At 34.8% G+C, this 17,354-nt stretch carries 15 protein-coding genes; all 15 read right to left on the bottom strand.

Annotation, left to right across the window (positions count from 1 at the left end):
• Positions 1–25: 25 nt before the first annotated feature.
• Positions 26–1,297: an S-adenosylmethionine:tRNA ribosyltransferase-isomerase gene (locus PREBIDRAFT_RS01240; RefSeq protein ID WP_004336589.1), complete on the bottom strand. Its 1,272-nt coding sequence runs from the start codon at positions 1,295–1,297 to the stop codon at positions 26–28.
• Positions 1,298–1,309: 12 nt separating this feature from the next.
• Complete coding sequence (locus PREBIDRAFT_RS01235; protein WP_004336586.1) at positions 1,310–2,005, bottom strand: phosphatase PAP2 family protein; 696 nt, start codon at positions 2,003–2,005, stop codon at positions 1,310–1,312.
• A 31-nt stretch (positions 2,006–2,036) separates the two neighbouring features.
• The gene (locus tag PREBIDRAFT_RS01230; RefSeq protein WP_004336584.1) at positions 2,037–4,622 is read right to left on the bottom strand and encodes a BatD family protein; all 2,586 of its coding nucleotides are present in this window, start codon (positions 4,620–4,622) and stop codon (positions 2,037–2,039) included.
• Positions 4,623–4,628: 6 nt separating this feature from the next.
• The gene (locus tag PREBIDRAFT_RS01225) at positions 4,629–5,312 is read right to left on the bottom strand and encodes a tetratricopeptide repeat protein (protein ID WP_004336581.1); all 684 of its coding nucleotides are present in this window, start codon (positions 5,310–5,312) and stop codon (positions 4,629–4,631) included.
• The gene (locus tag PREBIDRAFT_RS01220; RefSeq protein ID WP_004336579.1) at positions 5,302–6,324 is read right to left on the bottom strand and encodes a VWA domain-containing protein; all 1,023 of its coding nucleotides are present in this window, start codon (positions 6,322–6,324) and stop codon (positions 5,302–5,304) included. The genes PREBIDRAFT_RS01225 and PREBIDRAFT_RS01220 overlap by 11 nt, the downstream gene beginning before the upstream one ends.
• A 30-nt stretch (positions 6,325–6,354) precedes the next feature.
• Entirely contained in the window at positions 6,355–7,311 is a 957-nt protein-coding gene (locus PREBIDRAFT_RS01215) for a vWA domain-containing protein (protein ID WP_004336576.1), read from the bottom strand.
• 13 nt (positions 7,312–7,324) lie between these two features.
• Positions 7,325–8,389, bottom strand: a complete 1,065-nt coding sequence (locus tag PREBIDRAFT_RS01210) for a BatD family protein (protein ID WP_004336574.1) — start codon at positions 8,387–8,389, stop codon at positions 7,325–7,327.
• Positions 8,386–9,258: a DUF58 domain-containing protein gene (locus PREBIDRAFT_RS01205; protein ID WP_004336572.1), complete on the bottom strand. Its 873-nt coding sequence runs from the start codon at positions 9,256–9,258 to the stop codon at positions 8,386–8,388. The genes PREBIDRAFT_RS01210 and PREBIDRAFT_RS01205 overlap by 4 nt, the downstream gene beginning before the upstream one ends.
• A 26-nt stretch (positions 9,259–9,284) precedes the next feature.
• Positions 9,285–10,280 (bottom strand): AAA family ATPase, encoded by a 996-nt coding sequence (locus tag PREBIDRAFT_RS01200; protein ID WP_004338987.1) that lies wholly within the window; start codon positions 10,278–10,280, stop codon positions 9,285–9,287.
• 164 nt (positions 10,281–10,444) lie between these two features.
• Positions 10,445–11,776 carry an HU family DNA-binding protein gene (locus PREBIDRAFT_RS01195; RefSeq protein ID WP_004336568.1) on the bottom strand — a complete coding sequence of 444 codons (1,332 nt, stop codon included), beginning with the start codon at positions 11,774–11,776 and terminating at the stop codon, positions 10,445–10,447.
• On the bottom strand, positions 11,777–12,064 hold the full coding sequence (locus PREBIDRAFT_RS01190) for an HU family DNA-binding protein (protein WP_004336566.1): 288 nt from the start codon (positions 12,062–12,064) through the stop codon (positions 11,777–11,779).
• 11 nt (positions 12,065–12,075) lie between these two features.
• Entirely contained in the window at positions 12,076–13,374 is a 1,299-nt protein-coding gene (gene rimO / locus PREBIDRAFT_RS01185; protein ID WP_004338986.1) for a 30S ribosomal protein S12 methylthiotransferase RimO, read from the bottom strand.
• Positions 13,375–13,402: 28 nt separating this feature from the next.
• Positions 13,403–14,356, bottom strand: coding sequence for a signal recognition particle-docking protein FtsY (gene ftsY, locus PREBIDRAFT_RS01180; RefSeq protein ID WP_004336562.1), 954 nt, complete (start codon positions 14,354–14,356; stop codon positions 13,403–13,405).
• A gap of 233 nt (positions 14,357–14,589) precedes the next feature.
• A complete protein-coding gene (gene nrdG, locus PREBIDRAFT_RS01175) occupies positions 14,590–15,054 on the bottom strand; it encodes an anaerobic ribonucleoside-triphosphate reductase activating protein (protein ID WP_004336560.1) in 465 nt (154 codons plus the stop codon).
• Between the two features lie 11 nt (positions 15,055–15,065).
• Positions 15,066–17,174 carry an anaerobic ribonucleoside-triphosphate reductase gene (nrdD, locus tag PREBIDRAFT_RS01170; RefSeq protein WP_004336558.1) on the bottom strand — a complete coding sequence of 703 codons (2,109 nt, stop codon included), beginning with the start codon at positions 17,172–17,174 and terminating at the stop codon, positions 15,066–15,068.
• Between the last annotated feature and the right edge of the window lie 180 nt (positions 17,175–17,354).

Raw genomic sequence — 17,354 nt, 5'->3', positions numbered from 1 at the left:
TTGTTTAAAATGTTTACTTCCTAATCTAAGGAATCAATAAAGAAGAATCGCCATAACTTAAAAAACGGAAATCATGGCTAAGAGCGTAATCATATATCTTTCGCCAATCGCCTTTCACAAAAGCACTAACCAACAAAAGGAGTGTAGACTGTGGTTGGTGGAAGTTGGTTACAAGAGCTTTTACTATTTTATAGGTAAACCCAGGAGCAATGATGATTTGTGTGCTTGAATGGAGTGCTTGCAGATTATCCTTCTTTAAATAATTAAGGATATTCTCAATAGCACTTGCAACAGTTATAACCTTACCATTTATTATTACCAATCCTGCTTCATTATGTTCTAAGTCGTAAGGTTCCCACTGATTAACATGCAACTCTGCTTCTGTAGCATCAGGATTTATTGCAAGATGAACCCCCATATAATATAAACTCTCTAATGTTCGAACACTAGTAGTACCCACAGCAATGGCTGAACAATCATGCGCAAGCAAATTCTCTAAAGTATGACGATGTACCACAACATACTCTGTGTGCATATTATGTCCTTCTATCTCTTCGCTCTTAACGGGCTTAAAAGTACCTGCACCTACATGGAGTGTAAGCTCATCGCGTACAATTCCGCTAGCGTCAAGAGCTTGTAACACCTCTGGGGTAAAATGAAGTCCTGCCGTTGGAGCAGCAACCGATCCTTTTATTTTTGAATATACGGTTTGGTAAGTTTCTTTATCACTTTCTTCAGTTTCACGATTAAGATATGGTGGTATTGGGAGTTCTCCAACCATTTCAAGTATTTCAGCAAACGATACATTAGCATTATCCCATGAAAAGTCTATCCAATGATTCGTTCCACCGGGAGTATTAGCTGTTTTATCACGATTGAGAGAAGCTATAAGTGTGAGTTTATGTCCTTTAATCTCAAACTCACGCTTTAATACTCCGTCTTTCCATTTCTTTAAATTGCCCACCATACAAAGCCAAGAACAAGTATGAGTAGTCTGAAACATCAACTCATAATCCGTTGGAGCTGTAGGCTCAAGCAAAAAGACCTCTATTAGCGCACCTGTCTCTTTACGAAAATGGATACGTGCCTGAATAACCTTCGTGTTATTAAAAACCATTAATCCACCTTTAGGTAAATATTTAGGCAAATTGTAGAAAATATCTTCTACAACGTCTCCATGTTTATATAGTAACAATTTGCTATTATCACGCTTTGCCAAAGGGAACTTAGCGATACGTTCATCAGGCAGCAGATAATTATAATCGGAAATACTAATATGTTTTGTTTCTTCTGACATAATAAAATATATTTATAATTGTAATACAGCATGAAATACTGCATAAATAAGCGTTAAAATAAAAATATTCAGCACTATATCAATATCTGCTAAACGATAACCCGTTGTGGTGTATTGTGCTGAAATAAAATGCAAGTGCTCATTTGTTATCTTATATGTTTTATAATAGAGGATATATCCTATTATAGCTAAAAGAGTACCCAACAATATGCCTATAAGTATATCTGTGGGATAATGAACACCAACATATAACCTAGTCCATGCAATCATTAAAGACCACAAAAGGAGAAAAAAAGATAACGTTTTATTTCGTACAAGTAATGTTATAAATGTAAGAATAAGAAAACAATTACTTGTATGTGAGGAATAAAAGCTAAACCCCTTAGCTGTATAGCCATTGACTAAAGGTAACAAATGATGTAAGGCAGGATTGTTAAAAGGACGAATACGCCCAAAGACGGGTTTAATAATTAAATTATTAAGAATATTACTTAATATTATAGTACCCATCAAAACACCAATAATAAGAAAAATCTTTTTCCAATTTTCATTATTCTTGATGACCAAGAATAATAGAGCTATATAAAGAGGTATCCAAGTATAAGCAGAGGTAAGGACAATTACAAAATTGTCCAAAAACAAATTATTACCACCATGTAAGGCAACAACTAAGGCTTCATCAAAATACTTGAGTAACTCTAAACTCATTTAATGTTTGGTATAATTGATATTTAAATGATTAAATAACTTCAGTAAGTCCTTTTTCTATCCAACCTCTTCTACCATCTTCAAGCGTAACCTCCCACCATTGATCCATTGACTTATCTAAGATCTCTACTTTTGTTCCTTCATGAATAATAAAAGCCTTACTTGCCGCTGCATCTGGAGCTGTTTTTACAACTACTGACGGAGAAGTAACGATTGCAAAATTATGAGATGAGACTATTATCTTTTGCTGGAAAGCAAAGAAAAGAGAAAATATAAACGTAAATATTGGAACAACTAATAATTTGGTTAAAGTTTTTCTAAAATTCAACTTTTTAACCCACAGGAATACACCCATTCCGCAAATGATAATGAGGAGCGAGAGAATTGAAATCCATGCCCAGCCATCAATACTTAGTAAGTTGACTAAAGACTTATACCAAGTAACAAAGAACATTTCTGAAGCAGGAGCAATATTATCAATAGTCTTCGACTGTGCTAATTGCAAATTAAACTTAATATCTTCATCACTAGGTGAAAGGCGAAGGGCACGCTCGTAAGCAATTACAGCCTTAGTAATACTATCTTGCTTGTAATAAGAATTACCTAAATTATAGTAAAGATTGGCTGATGCTCCCTTTTGTAAAAGGAATTCATAAGCCTGCACTGCTGCTGCATAATGCCCTTTCTTATATAGTACGTCTGCATCATGCTTAGTTTGATTTATGCCAAACGAAGGCAATACAGATAACATAAAGAAGCTTAGCATAAACAAAATAGACTTCATATTTCCTGCTTTTTTCTTTTTCTTAGTAGCATTCTCTATAGAGCTAATAGCTGCTATGGCTGTATCATAAGTACGACGCATATTGCCACGTTCATCACCTGGTGCATAACGCTGAAATTCGCATTCATCTAACGCCGAGATAAATTTATTTGTAACATCACCAGGCATATTCATTGCGGCAAGTTTCTCACTAATATTTTCTCTTGATAATTCACCTATTGCAATATGAAGTTTGTCGCTAACATATCCCCATAATGTATGAGATATTTCTTCATAAAACTCAATATTCTCCCCCTTTAACATCATAGCATAAGCCGCATCTAATCGACACGTTGCTGTCTTATTCGCATTTTTTTCACGCTTTAGAGAAAAATCAACTGAACTATTTTTAAATCCTTCTCTAAAGAAGTAAGCTATTCCTGCAATAGCTACAAACAATATAAAGATTAAGAACCAGTAAGTTATCGAATTAAAGAAGTTATAATTAAAGATATCAAAAGGACTATCATTCATCTTCAAAGGATGAATATCACTGCCTAAAGAAGCTAGGTCATCTGTTGATGATTTGCCATCTGTGCCTTTCCCTTTTAATACTTTTAAGAGTAGCTTTTCTGTTTGCACAGTAACATACTTCTGCTGTGCAACATCAAAATAAGTAAAATTAATAGGATTTATTATAAACTTACCTTCTTTACAAGGGACAACAGTTTGGTCATAAATCATATTACCTTCAGTTCCTTTTACCGTTAAACGAGTTTTATCTGTAATTTTAACATCATATATCTCAAATGAAGTAGGGTATAAAACCTTAGGTTGTTGGATTAGTTTTAGATTACCACAACCACTAACAACAATACGAACAGAAATAGGATCGCCAGCTTTCACTTCTTTCTTATCAAGTTGAGCGGAAATGTTAAAATGTCCAACACCACCAGAGAAATTAATAGGCTTACTAGGTAATGGTTTTACTCTAATAGATAATCCTGGGGCAATGATATTTTTTTGAATATCATGACTATTATCGATCCCAAACGCCTCGAAAGGGTTAAAGTCGGGATCGCCTACTTGAATAAGTCCTTTAAAAGTAAGAGCAGGAATTTTCAAGACACCTGTCATCTGTGGATACATAACATATTCACTCCACGTAACAGTGCTATATACTCTTCCATTTAAACGCTCTTTATGGAAAGTCTTTTGCTGAGGCAAACTTACTTCTTGCACATGAAAGCCTGCAAGATCAGGCATTTTACCCGCTAATTGTTTAAGATTTTTGGTAGTATATACTTTATATGTAAGCAAAACTGGTTCTTGCTCATACACAGTAGTCTTATTTGCACTAACTTTGATAAATAAATCTTTAGAAGTAATAGCCGAAGAAGAGCGGCTATCCTCATCATCGTTAGTACCACAATAGGCTCCACCTGTAGATGAGGATCTTGATACATTCGCATTACCAGTAGCAGTGATACGAATAGGCGTTGAGGCTAACATCTGACCACCAACATCAACACGAGCAGGAGCAATCCTAAAAGTTCCTTTCTTATTAGCTACAAAAACATAGGTAAAAGAAATAGACGAAGAACTACTAGTATGCCCATCAACAAAGCCAATACTTTGCTGCATAGAAGTGGCTGGACCATATACTTTCTCTAAGCCAGAAGAAATTGCTCCTAGTTGAAAACGACGCACATCCTGCGTGTAAACAGTATATTCTATTTGAAATTCCTCTCCTACAGCTACTCGTTTTGGAGCAATTACACGCACATGTTGTGCTATCATTACTTGAAAACACAGTACTGTTAGAAGCGAAAGAAAATAACGCTGAATATTCATATTATATTACCAGTTTTTTTCTAGTTGTCGATCAGAAGGTTGTCGCATTGCCTTTGATAATCTATCTTGAGTAGCCTTTTCTTGTTGCATAGCGGCATCTAAAAGTCGTTCTGCATTATCTTTACTCATTTGATCATCTTGCTTTTGATCGTTTTTATTTTGGTTGTTTTTATTATTTTTATTCTTGTTCTGCTGCTTGTTCTTATCTTTATTATTTTTAGATTTTTTCTGCTGCTTATTTTGTTGTTGCTTTTGTTGCTGCTTACAAAGTTCTAAATTATATCGCGCATTATTATGATTTGGATTAGAACGTAGTGCATTTTTATATGCTTTTATAGCTTCTTCATACTTTTTTTGCTGTTGAAAGATAGTACCAGTGTTATAGTAAGCTTTCGATCTGCGCACAGAATTATTATCAATAGAAGCTGCAGCCTTATACTGCTTTAAAGCTTCCTTTACTTTCTTTTGGGCTTGTAACGCACAACCTAAGTTGTAAGTGGCAATAGCATTCCTACTATTCTTCCCTAAAGCTTTACGAAAAGCTATCTCTGCTTGGACATATTTTTTAGCCCGATAAAGTTTGTTACCTTGCCGAATAAGTTGCGTTTCAGACTGTGCAAAACTTATAATAGCGCAACTGAAAAAGAAGATAAATAAACAAAGTCTATACCCTAAAAGTTTATTTTTCATTTTTAACCTCCTTTTTCTGCTTTACATTTTTACGCTCAAGAATACACACTTCTACCATCATTAAGATAATAACTATAATGGCAAGTGCCTGAAATTGCTCATCAAAATCGCTGTAAATAACATTATCAATCTCGCCTTTTTGCAATTTTGAAAGCTCACCCTTTAATATATTTTGTGCATCATTATTATTATCGACATGGATGTATACACCTTTACCAGCAGCTGCAATTTTCTTGCACATATTCTCGTTAAGATGTGTTCTTACAACATTGCCACTATTATCTTTAAGCATTTCACCATTTCCAAGAGGTATTTCTGCACCAGAAGTAGATCCAACGCCTAGAATATACACTTGGATACCAGCTTTTTGAGCTTTTGATGCCATTTCTTCAGCCCTACCTTCATTGTCCTCGCCATCTGTAATCACCACTATAGCTTTGCCCGATTTAGATGTAGGCGAGAAGCTATGCATAGCAAGGTTAATAGCTTGTCCTATATCAGTGCCTTGAGTTCCTATTAATGAAGGATTAATATTGTCAAGGAACATCTTAGCAGAAATAAAATCAGAGGTAATAGGTAATTGGACAAAAGCATCACCTGCAAAAACTATTAACCCCACTTTATCATTATCAAAAATGCGAAAAAGGTCCTCTATCAAGAGTTTGCTTTTATCCAAACGCGATGGTACAACGTCCTGTGCTAGCATAGAATTACTAATATCAAGAGCAATAACAGTTTCGATACCAAAGCTATGCTTAGTCGTAGAGATACGATTTCCTATTTGTGGACGCGCTAATATCAATATAATTAAAGTTAGAATGCATTGCATTAAAATAAACTTTATCAAACGCTTTTTATTTGATAAAGTTGGTGCTAATTGTTTTACTAATTCTATATCTCCAAACCTCTTTAGTCGCTTTTTTGCCTGTAGGAAAGAAGCATAGTAAAACATTGCTAATAGAGGTATTAGCAATAATAACCAAAGATATATAGGACTTTCAAATCTGAACATACTCATTCGTTTTTACTTTCGATAGAATAACTAAGGGATGCGTCTAAAGACTGTCAGACGTAAAAATATTTCTAGCAAGAAACAAAGTAATGCAGCAAGAGCAAAAGGCATATAAACCTCGTATTTTGTTCCACCTACTTTTGCTTTTAGTTTAGTTTTCTCAAGCTTATTAATATCGTTATATATCTGCAATAATTCCGTTTGACTCTGCGCCCTATAGAACTCACCGTTAGTGGTCAAGGCTATCTGCTTCAATGTGGTATAGTCAATATCGTTATAATTTCCACTCTGTTCTGTTCCAAGCCCAATTGTATAAACGCGAATATTAAATTTCTTAGCAATGGTTGCAGCGGTCATTGGAGAAATTGAACCAACATTATTGCTACCATCCGTCAATAAGATTACTATTTTACTTTTGGCATTTGAAGCTTTTAATCTTCCTACAGCATTAGCTAATCCCATACCTATAGCAGTCCCATCTTGTATTAATCCTTTCACAACAAGATCTGCTCTTACATTATTGAGTAAATTAATCAAAGTAGCATGATCTATTGTAAGGGGACATTGCGTAAATGCTTCTCCCGCAAAGATAGTAAGCCCTATATTATCATTAGGGCGACCATTAATAAAGTCGGATGCTACATTTTTAGCTACAATCAAGCGATTAGGTGTAACGTCATTTGTAAGCATACTTGCAGATATATCCATTGCAAGCATAATGTCTATACCTTCTGTTTCTTTATTATTCCAAGCAGAATTGCTTTGTGGGCGCGCTAATATAATAATAACTAGCACATAAGTAACACAACGCAAGAACATAGGTAAATGAATGAAACGGACACGATTGCTCTTAGGAGCATTTCTATAAGCATAGGTATCACTCATCTGCATCGTAGGCTCGCTTCTTCTACCTTTAAATAGGTACCATATTATATATGGTATCAAAAGGAGTAATAAAAATAAGTATCCACTATTCGCAAAATTCATTTCTCGTTCTCTTTTATATCACAATAGTAAATGCCTCATAAAAGGTATATCCTAACAAAGCTATAGACAACATTAAAATAGCAATGATTATTACTTTTGTTATCGTTTTATTTCTTGCTTCTAGCCTAGCTTCTTCTTGTTCTGTTTCAATATTTGGCTCAAGATTTGTTTCGTTTATCGCTATTTTTGTATCCTCTATAAAACTAGCAACATTTGACAAATAATATTCCTTATCCGTTTCAGAGGTAGAGTATTTCGCAAATTTAACTAGGTCAGCAGTTAAAAACAAATTACTTAATTCATCAATCTTAGAGGTGGTAACTTGACAACTAAGAGCTTCTATTATTTCTCCAGAGGTCATCTCTAAAGCATTTATACCAAACTGTTTATATATATATAACCTTATTACAGTCGTTATCTTTGTATAATAGTTTTTTTGATCAATAACGTCTTTAGCTTCACCCTTTAAATCATTGATTGCTTTCAATGCTTCTTCGTAAGGCGACAGTTTAACAATCTTCTTCTTTGGCATATTGATACCCTTATTTTTCTTCATTCTCCGATACAAGAGATAAGAAATAACAAGCCCAAATATAGAAGCTATTAGATAGAGAAAAGTTGGAATAAGATCAAGCCAAGCAAAAGGTATCTCGACAATAGTATCGGCTGGTTTGGGCTGAGCGTGTTTTTTATTAATCGGTATTTCACTAACTGTTAGTAAAAAATCTTTTGTCTTTAATTTCTTTCCTGCAACAGTTATAGTTAGTGACGGGATCTTATAGGTATTTTTTTCCCACGCCGTGAGAATATAAGTGGTAATATAAAGCTTATTATCAATATTATTTATTGTATCACATTTTATACTTAATACTTCAACACCAGGGGTTAGCTCTTGTTGGAGTTTAAAACTAGGAAAAATGGGGTGTACATTCTCATGAACTTCTACCGAAACTTTCAGTGAAGTCCTACCACCAATCAAGATCTTTGTCGTATCTAATTCGGCTTTAATATTAGTTTGTGCAACACAAAATATTGTACTAACTAATAGAATATATAAAAGTACTAAACTACGCTTCATCTACTTCGTTTTGAGAATAATGCCATAAGCATCTTTACATAATCATCATTTGTAGCAATAGAAACTACATCCACCCTACTTTGGTTTAATACCTCATCTAATTGTTTATTACGATTTTCCCAATAATCGCGATGTGCCTTACGCAATCGTTTATCATGTGTATCAATGTACATTTGATGATTTGTTTCTGCATCTATAACTTTCATCAAACCAACATCTGGCAATTCTTTTGCACGCTCATCATATACTTGAATTGCTACAACATCATGCTTTTTATTAGCAATAGTAAGCGATTGTTCAAAGTTGATTTTTGTATAAAAATCACTGATAAGAAAAGCCGTACATCTACGCTTTAAAACTTTAGTTAGGTATTCTATTGCAATTTTTATATCTGTGCGTTTACTTTCTGGCTTAAAAGTAAGCATCTCTCTAATGCAATAGAGAATGTGTTTACGTCCTTTTGATGGCGCAATATATTTCTCTATCTGGTCAGAAAAGAAGATAACCCCTACTTTATCATTGTTTTGAATAGCGGAAAAGGCTAGTGTAGCTGCAATTTCGGTAACACGATCACGCTTCATTTGTTCACGTGTTCCAAAATCAAGAGATCCACTCACATCCACTAAAAGCATTACTGTTAGCTCACGCTCTTCTTCAAAGACCTTGACATAAGGATGATGAAAACGTCCAGTTACATTCCATTCGATATCACGCACATCATCACCATATTGATACTCACGCACTTCAGAAAAAGCCATACCTCTACCTTTAAAGGCAGAGTGATATTGACCAGCAAAGATATTTTTACTTAACCCTTGTGTCTTGATCTCTATTTTTCTAACTTTTCTGAGTAACTCTGTAGTATCCATGAGGTTATGATATATTAAAAAATATATTAAGGTACTTGAACCTTATTCAATACAGCTGTTATAATCTGTTCAGAAGTCATGTTAGATGCCTCTGCCTCATACGACAATCCTATACGATGTCTTAGCACATCATACGCCACAGCACGAACATCTTCAGGCACAACATAACCTCTATGCTTAATAAAGGCATAAGTTCTAGCAGCCTTAGCAAGGTTAATACTTGCACGAGGACTACCACCAAAAGTTATCATTTGCTTTAATTCGCCTAATTGATAACGCTCTGGATAACGTGTAGCAAAGACAATATCAGCAATGTATTGCATGATCTTATCATCCAAATAAACATCCTTAACTATTTTTCTAGCAGTAAGGATCTCATCAATACTCACAACAGAACGAACTACAGGCATAGCCTCCTGTAAATTCTCGCGTATTACAAGTTTTTCCTCTTCTAATGTTGGATAATCTATCATCACCTTTAACATAAAGCGGTCAACCTGAGCTTCTGGCAAAGTATAAGTACCTTCTTGTTCTACAGGGTTCTGAGTTGCCATAACAAGGAAAGGTTCTGGCAACTTAAAGGTTTGATCGCCAATCGTAACTTGATGTTCTTGCATAGCTTCTAGTAAAGCACTTTGTACCTTTGCTGGAGCACGATTAATCTCATCGGCTAAAACAAAGTTTGCAAATATAGGACCTTTCTTTACGTTAAAACTCTCATCTTTTTGTGAATAAATCTGTGTACCAATGACATCTGCTGGTAAAAGATCAGGAGTAAATTGTATTCTACTATACCTAGAATCTATAAGTTCTGATAAGGTTTTAATAGCCAAAGTTTTTGCTAAGCCTGGGACACCTTCTAGCAAAATATGTCCATCGCTCAACAAACCTATAAGAAGAGAATCAATTAAATGTTTTTGCCCAACAATTACTTGGTTCATCCCGATTGTTAAATTTGTTATAAATGAGCTTTGTTGCTCAATCCGCGCATTAAGCTCACGAATATCTATAGCTTCTGCCATTTGTAAGTATTTTAGTTTACGTCTATCATTTTTATTAATATACAAAAGTACAATAAATAAAGGGTATAGGGTATAACTAACTGTCTAAATATCCTTAAAAAAGGTTTCCTAAAATCGTTGCTTTTAGGAAACCTTTCTAACTATTCTACAAGTAGAATTTTAATTTACTTACGGTTCTGATATTGAGGTCGATACTCTACTTTAGGAACCTTCAAGGTATCTCCTTCTTTCATTTCGTCAACTCCATTTAGTACTTGGAAATAACCCACCATGTCAGGTCCTAGGGATTTACGGCTATAACTTGCCATTGTTTCACCCTTCTTTAAAACTACAACTTTTTCAACGCCAATGATATTATAAGCACCATAGCGTATTTTTGGATCACTGCTAAGGCTTACATACTTAGCTGCTTCGTCATTTTCAGAAGAAGTTGTGTCTGCTACAGAAGATTGTGGTGCAGGCGATGGAGTCTTTTTCTTAGAAACTAGTACTATCTTCTTTGAGGTTTTTATTATATTTTTTTTCACCACTTCTTTACTCTCTCTTTGATCATTGAAGGATTGCTTAATATAATATCCACCAAAAGCAAGCACTGTTATCACTAGCACACAGACCAATATACGCCACAATGTTCGCATTTCACGTTCATCATCGGTAGGTTCTCCATCATCGAAAACATCTACAGGCGTAGATGTTGTTTGCCGATTACGCTTTAGATCCTCAATTGGTGCAGTTTCTTTTTTCACATCAGGTTTAAGAGTACTTTTCCCTATTAACGGTGTAGATCCTGATGTTTTTTTTACTTCATCAATAACTATAGTAGACTCCGAAGAAGAAGTTGATTTTTCAATAGTATCACTATCGTCATCATCAACTTTAAATTCTTTATTTTCAACTATATTATCTTCATCACGTTCTATTTTTAGTCCTTCAGAACATGGTGCAGAAGTTTCAGAAGTATAAAGAACTTCTACAACCTCTTTTTGCTGTTCAGAACCTTCGCAAATTATTGGTTTAAGCTCTTTGTGCTTAACTACCGTAACATCGTCTAATAATGTTTTATCCGATTTTACTATAGGTATTTCTTCTGAATTTGACATAGAAATATCCTCTGAAGTGCTATCATCTTCGTCAGAAGTATCATCAATTGGAGTTTTCTCTTCCTCAAAATCAACTCCATCATTCAAAACAACAGTTTCAAATTGCGAGAAAGGCTTATTTACCAATTCTTTCATTGTGGCATCGGGAGTAAAAGAAATCTTATCATGTCCCTCTATAAGCACACGTTCCCCCGTATTAACATTAACACTTTCACGTGGCTTTACAGATTGCACCTTAAAAGTTCCTAAGCCCTTAATCTTAACTTGACCATTATTCTTAAGTTCTTCGGTTACAATATCAAAGATTGCTTCCACAAACTTTGTTGCATCAACGTTCGATAATTTATACTTCTTTGCGATTGCAATAGCAAGCGATTGAATAGAACCCTTAGCCATTTATTCACTTACTCCTTTCTTTATATGTGTTTTAATGGTACTTGTTGGTTTAAAGTTGAGTACCAATTTAGGAGGTACAAGCATTCTTAATCCTGTTGCAGGGTTTACCATTACACGCTCCATACGCTTCTTAATATCAAAAGTACCAAATCCAGTAATCTGAACAGGATCGCCCAGTTCAAACGATTTTCCTATTTCTTTGAGAACAGAAGTAACCATCTTCTGACTTTCTTCTTGAGTAAAACCAGTTTGACTTGCTAGTTTAGTTATGAATTCTTTATTATTCATTCTTTAGATATTTATCTTACTTCACCATAAAGGTCGAACTCATCGGAGTCGGTAATATACACATTATAGAATTCCCCTACACGCAAAGGTACTTCTCCTATACTTATTAAGACCTCAGGATCAACATCTGGCGAACAAAACTCTGTTCGTCCAATATAGTAATCTCCTTCCTCACGATCAATTATAACTTTAAAGGTTTGCCCAATTTTAGTCTCTTCAAGCTCAGTAGATATTTCTTGCTGAATAGCCATCAACTCATCTAAACGTTGTTGCTTAACTTCCTCTGGCACATCATCCTCATAATGTTCTGCACTATAAGTACCTTCCTCACGAGAATAAGCAAAGGCACCCATACGTTCAAAACGAACCTCACGAACAAAGTCCTTAAGCTCTTCAAAATCCTCATCTGTTTCTCCAGGAAAGCCTACTAACAAGGTGGTACGCAGATGAATACTAGGAACACGAGAACGTATTTCTTTAATCAAATTAATTGTTTCCTGCTTACTTACATGGCGATGCATTCTATCCAACATATGGTCAGAAATATGCTGAAAAGCAATATCCAAATACTTACATACATTAGGCTTTTGAGCTATAACATCTAGCAAATCAAATGGGAACTGATTAGGATAAGCATAGTGAAGACGAATCCATTCCACCCCCTTAATATCAGCCATTCGAGAGATCAACTCTGTAATATGGTGTTTTCCATCAAGATCTACACCATAATAGGTAAGCTCTTGTTCGATAACTTGGAACTCCTTTACGCCTTGTGCCACAAGCTGCTCCACTTCTTGCAGAATATCTTCCATCTTACGAGAGCGATGCTTTCCTGTAATCAATGGAATAGCACAATAAGCACAATGTCTATCACAACCTTCTGCAATCTTTATATAAGCATAATGGCGGGGAGTAGTAAGATGACGAACACCATTACATGAAGTTACATCAGCTTTACCAAGATCGGTTAATAGCTGTTTATAGTTGAATTTACCATAAAACTTATCTACTTCTGGAATTTCCTTCTCAAGTTCGTCTTTATAACGTTGAGAAAGACATCCCATAACAAACAGCTTATTTAGCTGCCCTTTTTCTTTCCTATTAACAAACTCTAATATGGTGTTAATACTTTCTTCTTTTGCTGTTTCAATAAAGCCACATGTATTGATAACTGCAATTTCACCCTCTGGCTGTTCTGTATCGTGAGTACATTCGAAACCATTCGCCTCAAACTGTTTCATAAGAAGTTCCGAGTCGACAAGGTTTTTCGAACACCCCATCGTTATTATGTCTATTTGATTTTTATTCATATCCCGAAATTGTAAAAATGGAAATCTATTAGCTCTTAAACAAACTATCAACAAATTCTTCTTTGTTAAATAGTTGTAGATCTTCCATTCCCTCGCCTAATCCAATATATTTTACAGGCACTTTCAATTGATCACTAATACCAATAACTACACCACCTTTGGCTGTGCCATCAAGTTTTGTAATCGCAAGTGAAGTAATCTGCGTAACGGCTGCAAACTGCTTGGCTTGTTCAAAAGCATTTTGCCCAGTGCTACCGTCAAGCACTAACATAACTTCATGTGGAGCGTCAGGCATCACCTTTTTCATTACTTCCTTTATCTTCTTTAGCTCATTCATAAGGTTTACTTTATTGTGCAAACGCCCTGCGGTATCAATGAGTACAACATCGGCTTCATTAGCTCTAGCACTTTGTAAGGTATCAAAAGCCACACTAGCAGGATCAGCTCCCATTTGTTGTTTTACAACAGGTACCCCTACTCGTTCTCCCCAAATGGATATTTGTTCAACAGCAGCTGCACGGAAAGTATCGGCAGCACCTAAATAAACCTTTTTCCCTGCCTGCTTAAACTGATATGCAAGTTTACCAATAGTCGTAGTTTTACCCACACCATTTACACCCACAACAAGGATAACGTATGGCTTCTTATCAGTAGGCAACTCCCAATTTCCAAGGCTTTCCGTATTGTTCTCTGTTAACAATTCTGCTATTTCGCTTTTCAAAATACCGTTCAACTCACTCGTTGAGACATATTTATCTCTAGCTACACGCTCTTCTATACGACGAATAATCTTGATAGTTGTATCTACTCCCACATCGGAAGTAACTAAAATTTCCTCCAAGTTATCAAGAACATCATCATCAACAACCGACTTACCTGCTACGGCACGTGCAAGTTTAGAAAAAACATTCTGTTTCGTTTTCTCCAAACCTTTATCAAGTGTCTCTTTTTTGCTTTTATTAAATAATCCGAATAAACCCATAATTAGCTAATTTGATGCAAAGATAGGTAATTCAAACGAAATAACAAAGCACGTTGTGTATTAAAAGGCAAAAGAGGTTTTGGTGAGATGAAAGAATAATTTACAGAGCCTTAACAAATTAACATTGAGACATAAAAAGTATTCATAGATGTATATTTTTCTATGAACACTTTTACGAAAAATCATTCATAAATAACTTCGCAATCAATTCTTATTCAAAAATATCAAAAGGATTACACTTGGAAACGATAAGTAATATCTATCATTTCTCCTGACGAATTAATATTAAACATCTTTTGATTGGTTCGTTTTGACTTTAATCCACCTAGATGTTTCAGATAAGGACCGATCTTTATATAATCAAAATTGGATAATTGTATATCAGAAGCTATCATAGTTCGCCCAGAATACCACCCCACTTTCAACTTTGGAAATTTTGTTCGGACATGACTTGCTAGCATATTAATACAAGCAGGATCAGCATCACCACCCATAAAGCCAATACAAGAGATAGAACTGTCTGCCTCCTCTATCAACTTTTCTACGATTTCGCAAGTAAGCATTTCCCCTTTATCTGCTGCTAAAAAACTGCTATGACATCCCGGACAATGACAAGGACACCCTGAAATATTGATTGCTAACGCTATCTCGTCAGGGTATTCTTGACACACGATATCTGTATTTACAAATTTAAGCATTAGAGAAAACCTTATTCTACTTTCAATTGTTCCGTTCCTGCATAATAACGTTTAGCAGCCTCTTGCTGGCGTGGTTGTGAAAAATTACTTACACGTTTCATATAGCCTATAACCCGAGTAAGATAATCAACATTCTTTGAATGGCAATGAGGACATTCATGCAAATAACGCTTATCTATATGTCCACACTCATTACAAATAGTGTTAGGAATATTGAATGTAAAATAATTACATCCTTCCTTAGCAGCTACACCCAATAATTGTTTATACTGTACTTGTGATAAGTGTTCGTCCAAGTTCATATGAAGAGCTGATCCCCCTGTTAAGTGTTCAATGTATGGAGAACCATGAAGCTTAAATTTATCCAATATTGTTAAAGAGCTGTCCTCCACACGGTAAAAGTAACTATTATAACAGTCTCTAGGAACAAAGTAGCCATCTTCACGATCCCACTTCGCATGCTTTACACCAACGTTTTCTGCAGGGATCATTTCACAATTAAACATAGCCTCTTTTGTCTTAAACTCCTTATTGTTTTTTTCTATCAAACCAAGAACTTCTTGAACAAAATTCTTATAGTCATCATTAGGTGTAATATCTAATCCCATAAATTCAGCAGCTTCAACTAAACCATTAATACCTATGGTTAGGTATTGACGATCGATGTTAATATATCCAGCATCAAACAAGGGTAACATCTTATTCTTTAAGAAGTGCTTCAAATTTTCATTGTATGCTAACTGTACCTTATGGCAAAGTTTAATAACATAGTCTAAATAAGCCTTATAATCTTCACCCTTATTTACTGCATACTGAATACAACGATTAAGATTTATAGTAAGCACACTCTTCGATCCAGTAGAAACACCACCAGCACCAAGAGTATAAGAGAAACCATTATCTTGAATTTCATTGCGAAGACGACAACAAGAACTCAAAGAATCGGCATTATCGCTCATATAAGTAAAGAAACTATGTCCTTTACTATACATTTCTGCAGCAAAATTACCCCATTCCTCATCTCTACATTCACCATTATTAGCTAATAAAGCCATTGTTTCTACAGGGAAAGTAAGTACTGTACGTGTACGCTCTTGATTAAACCAATTCATAAAACGCTTTTGCAACCAAGATAATGACTCCCAATCTGGTTGTGATCCATCAGGAAAGAAGAAATTACCAAATAATGATTCGAAGTAATACTTATCATAATAAGAGATATTCCAGAATACAGCTTGAAAGTTTCTAGCTCCTGTTGGTTGGTTTAAAGAATAGACTATCTGCTCAAAGTAATCAGTTAGCATCTTATCTATAGTACGCTTACGCAAACTTAGATCAATAACTTTATCAGCATGTTTCCAATAATCCTTACCATACTCTTTTTGTATAAAATAGTTCATATACATCAAGAACTCTGGTGTAGCACATGCCCCTGCAAGCATACTTGATACCATAAATACCATATTAATAAAACCTCCGCAAAAACTTTTCAAGTTGGTTGGTGCCGTAGAGTTTCCACCAATTGAGGTCGTACCACCAATTAACCAAGGATACATAGTGATAGAAGCGCAATAGTTAGCAAGGTTAGTTTCATCATTCTTATATATAAAATGATGTGTCAGCAGGTCAAGATATTCATTTGCTAATTGTTTGCCATACATTTGCTTTATTCTATCTGTTAGCAAACGTCTATTCATTCGAATAAAGCCTTGCTTTGGAAGTTCACCTATTAAGGTTGCTATGTTTTTATTTTCAACATTGGCATTAGCATCATACTTAGAGCCTGTTGCAGCATTACTAGCACCACAATATTCTGTCAAAAACTTTATCTTTTCTTGTGTTTCTCTATCTTCACTATGCTGATGACGATACACTATAAAGCTTTTAGCAACATGGTAAAAACCTTCTTTCATCAAAGACTCTTCTACTTGGTTCTGTATCTCCTCTACGGTAATATCATCATGTATCTTTATATTTGAAAGTATTTTTGATACTGTGGTAAGATCTGTAGGTTCGTTAACACTTTCAAAGCCCTTTAAGATAGCCCCCATAATCTTATCTAAAGAAAACAATTCCTTAGAGCCATCACGTTTTGTAATAGTAAAATTTTGCATTGCCATTGTAGCCTAAGTATTATAAAGTTATATTTTTTGTTATATCTATTTTTAAAAAGTTTTCTTTTTTGGAAAACTTTATATTAATATTTTCATTAAAAGTTTTCCATTTTGGATAACTTTATATCTGCAAAGATAGAAAAAGATTTCTTATAATACCAACAATAAAGATATTAAATCAAAGAA

It is taken from the genome of Prevotella bivia DSM 20514 (assembly GCF_000262545.1).
GTDB classification, from domain to species: Bacteria; Bacteroidota; Bacteroidia; order Bacteroidales; family Bacteroidaceae; genus Prevotella; species Prevotella bivia.
The sequence above is the reverse complement of the archived record's forward strand: the minus strand, read 5'-3'. Positions and strand labels throughout refer to the sequence as shown.

Coding starts and splice junctions, on each gene's coding strand:
- PREBIDRAFT_RS01240 (WP_004336589.1), bottom strand. CDS start 1,297: ATGTCAGAAGAAACAAAACATATTAGTATTTCCGATTATAATTATCTG.
- PREBIDRAFT_RS01235 (WP_004336586.1), bottom strand. CDS start 2,005: ATGAGTTTAGAGTTACTCAAGTATTTTGATGAAGCCTTAGTTGTTGCC.
- PREBIDRAFT_RS01230 (WP_004336584.1), bottom strand. CDS start 4,622: ATGAATATTCAGCGTTATTTTCTTTCGCTTCTAACAGTACTGTGTTTT.
- PREBIDRAFT_RS01225 (WP_004336581.1), bottom strand. CDS start 5,312: ATGAAAAATAAACTTTTAGGGTATAGACTTTGTTTATTTATCTTCTTT.
- PREBIDRAFT_RS01220 (WP_004336579.1), bottom strand. CDS start 6,324: ATGTTCAGATTTGAAAGTCCTATATATCTTTGGTTATTATTGCTAATA.
- PREBIDRAFT_RS01215 (WP_004336576.1), bottom strand. CDS start 7,311: ATGAATTTTGCGAATAGTGGATACTTATTTTTATTACTCCTTTTGATA.
- PREBIDRAFT_RS01210 (WP_004336574.1), bottom strand. CDS start 8,389: ATGAAGCGTAGTTTAGTACTTTTATATATTCTATTAGTTAGTACAATA.
- PREBIDRAFT_RS01205 (WP_004336572.1), bottom strand. CDS start 9,258: ATGGATACTACAGAGTTACTCAGAAAAGTTAGAAAAATAGAGATCAAG.
- PREBIDRAFT_RS01200 (WP_004338987.1), bottom strand. CDS start 10,280: ATGGCAGAAGCTATAGATATTCGTGAGCTTAATGCGCGGATTGAGCAA.
- PREBIDRAFT_RS01195 (WP_004336568.1), bottom strand. CDS start 11,776: ATGGCTAAGGGTTCTATTCAATCGCTTGCTATTGCAATCGCAAAGAAG.
- PREBIDRAFT_RS01190 (WP_004336566.1), bottom strand. CDS start 12,064: ATGAATAATAAAGAATTCATAACTAAACTAGCAAGTCAAACTGGTTTT.
- rimO (WP_004338986.1), bottom strand. CDS start 13,374: ATGAATAAAAATCAAATAGACATAATAACGATGGGGTGTTCGAAAAAC.
- ftsY (WP_004336562.1), bottom strand. CDS start 14,356: ATGGGTTTATTCGGATTATTTAATAAAAGCAAAAAAGAGACACTTGAT.
- nrdG (WP_004336560.1), bottom strand. CDS start 15,054: ATGCTTAAATTTGTAAATACAGATATCGTGTGTCAAGAATACCCTGAC.
- nrdD (WP_004336558.1), bottom strand. CDS start 17,174: ATGGCAATGCAAAATTTTACTATTACAAAACGTGATGGCTCTAAGGAA.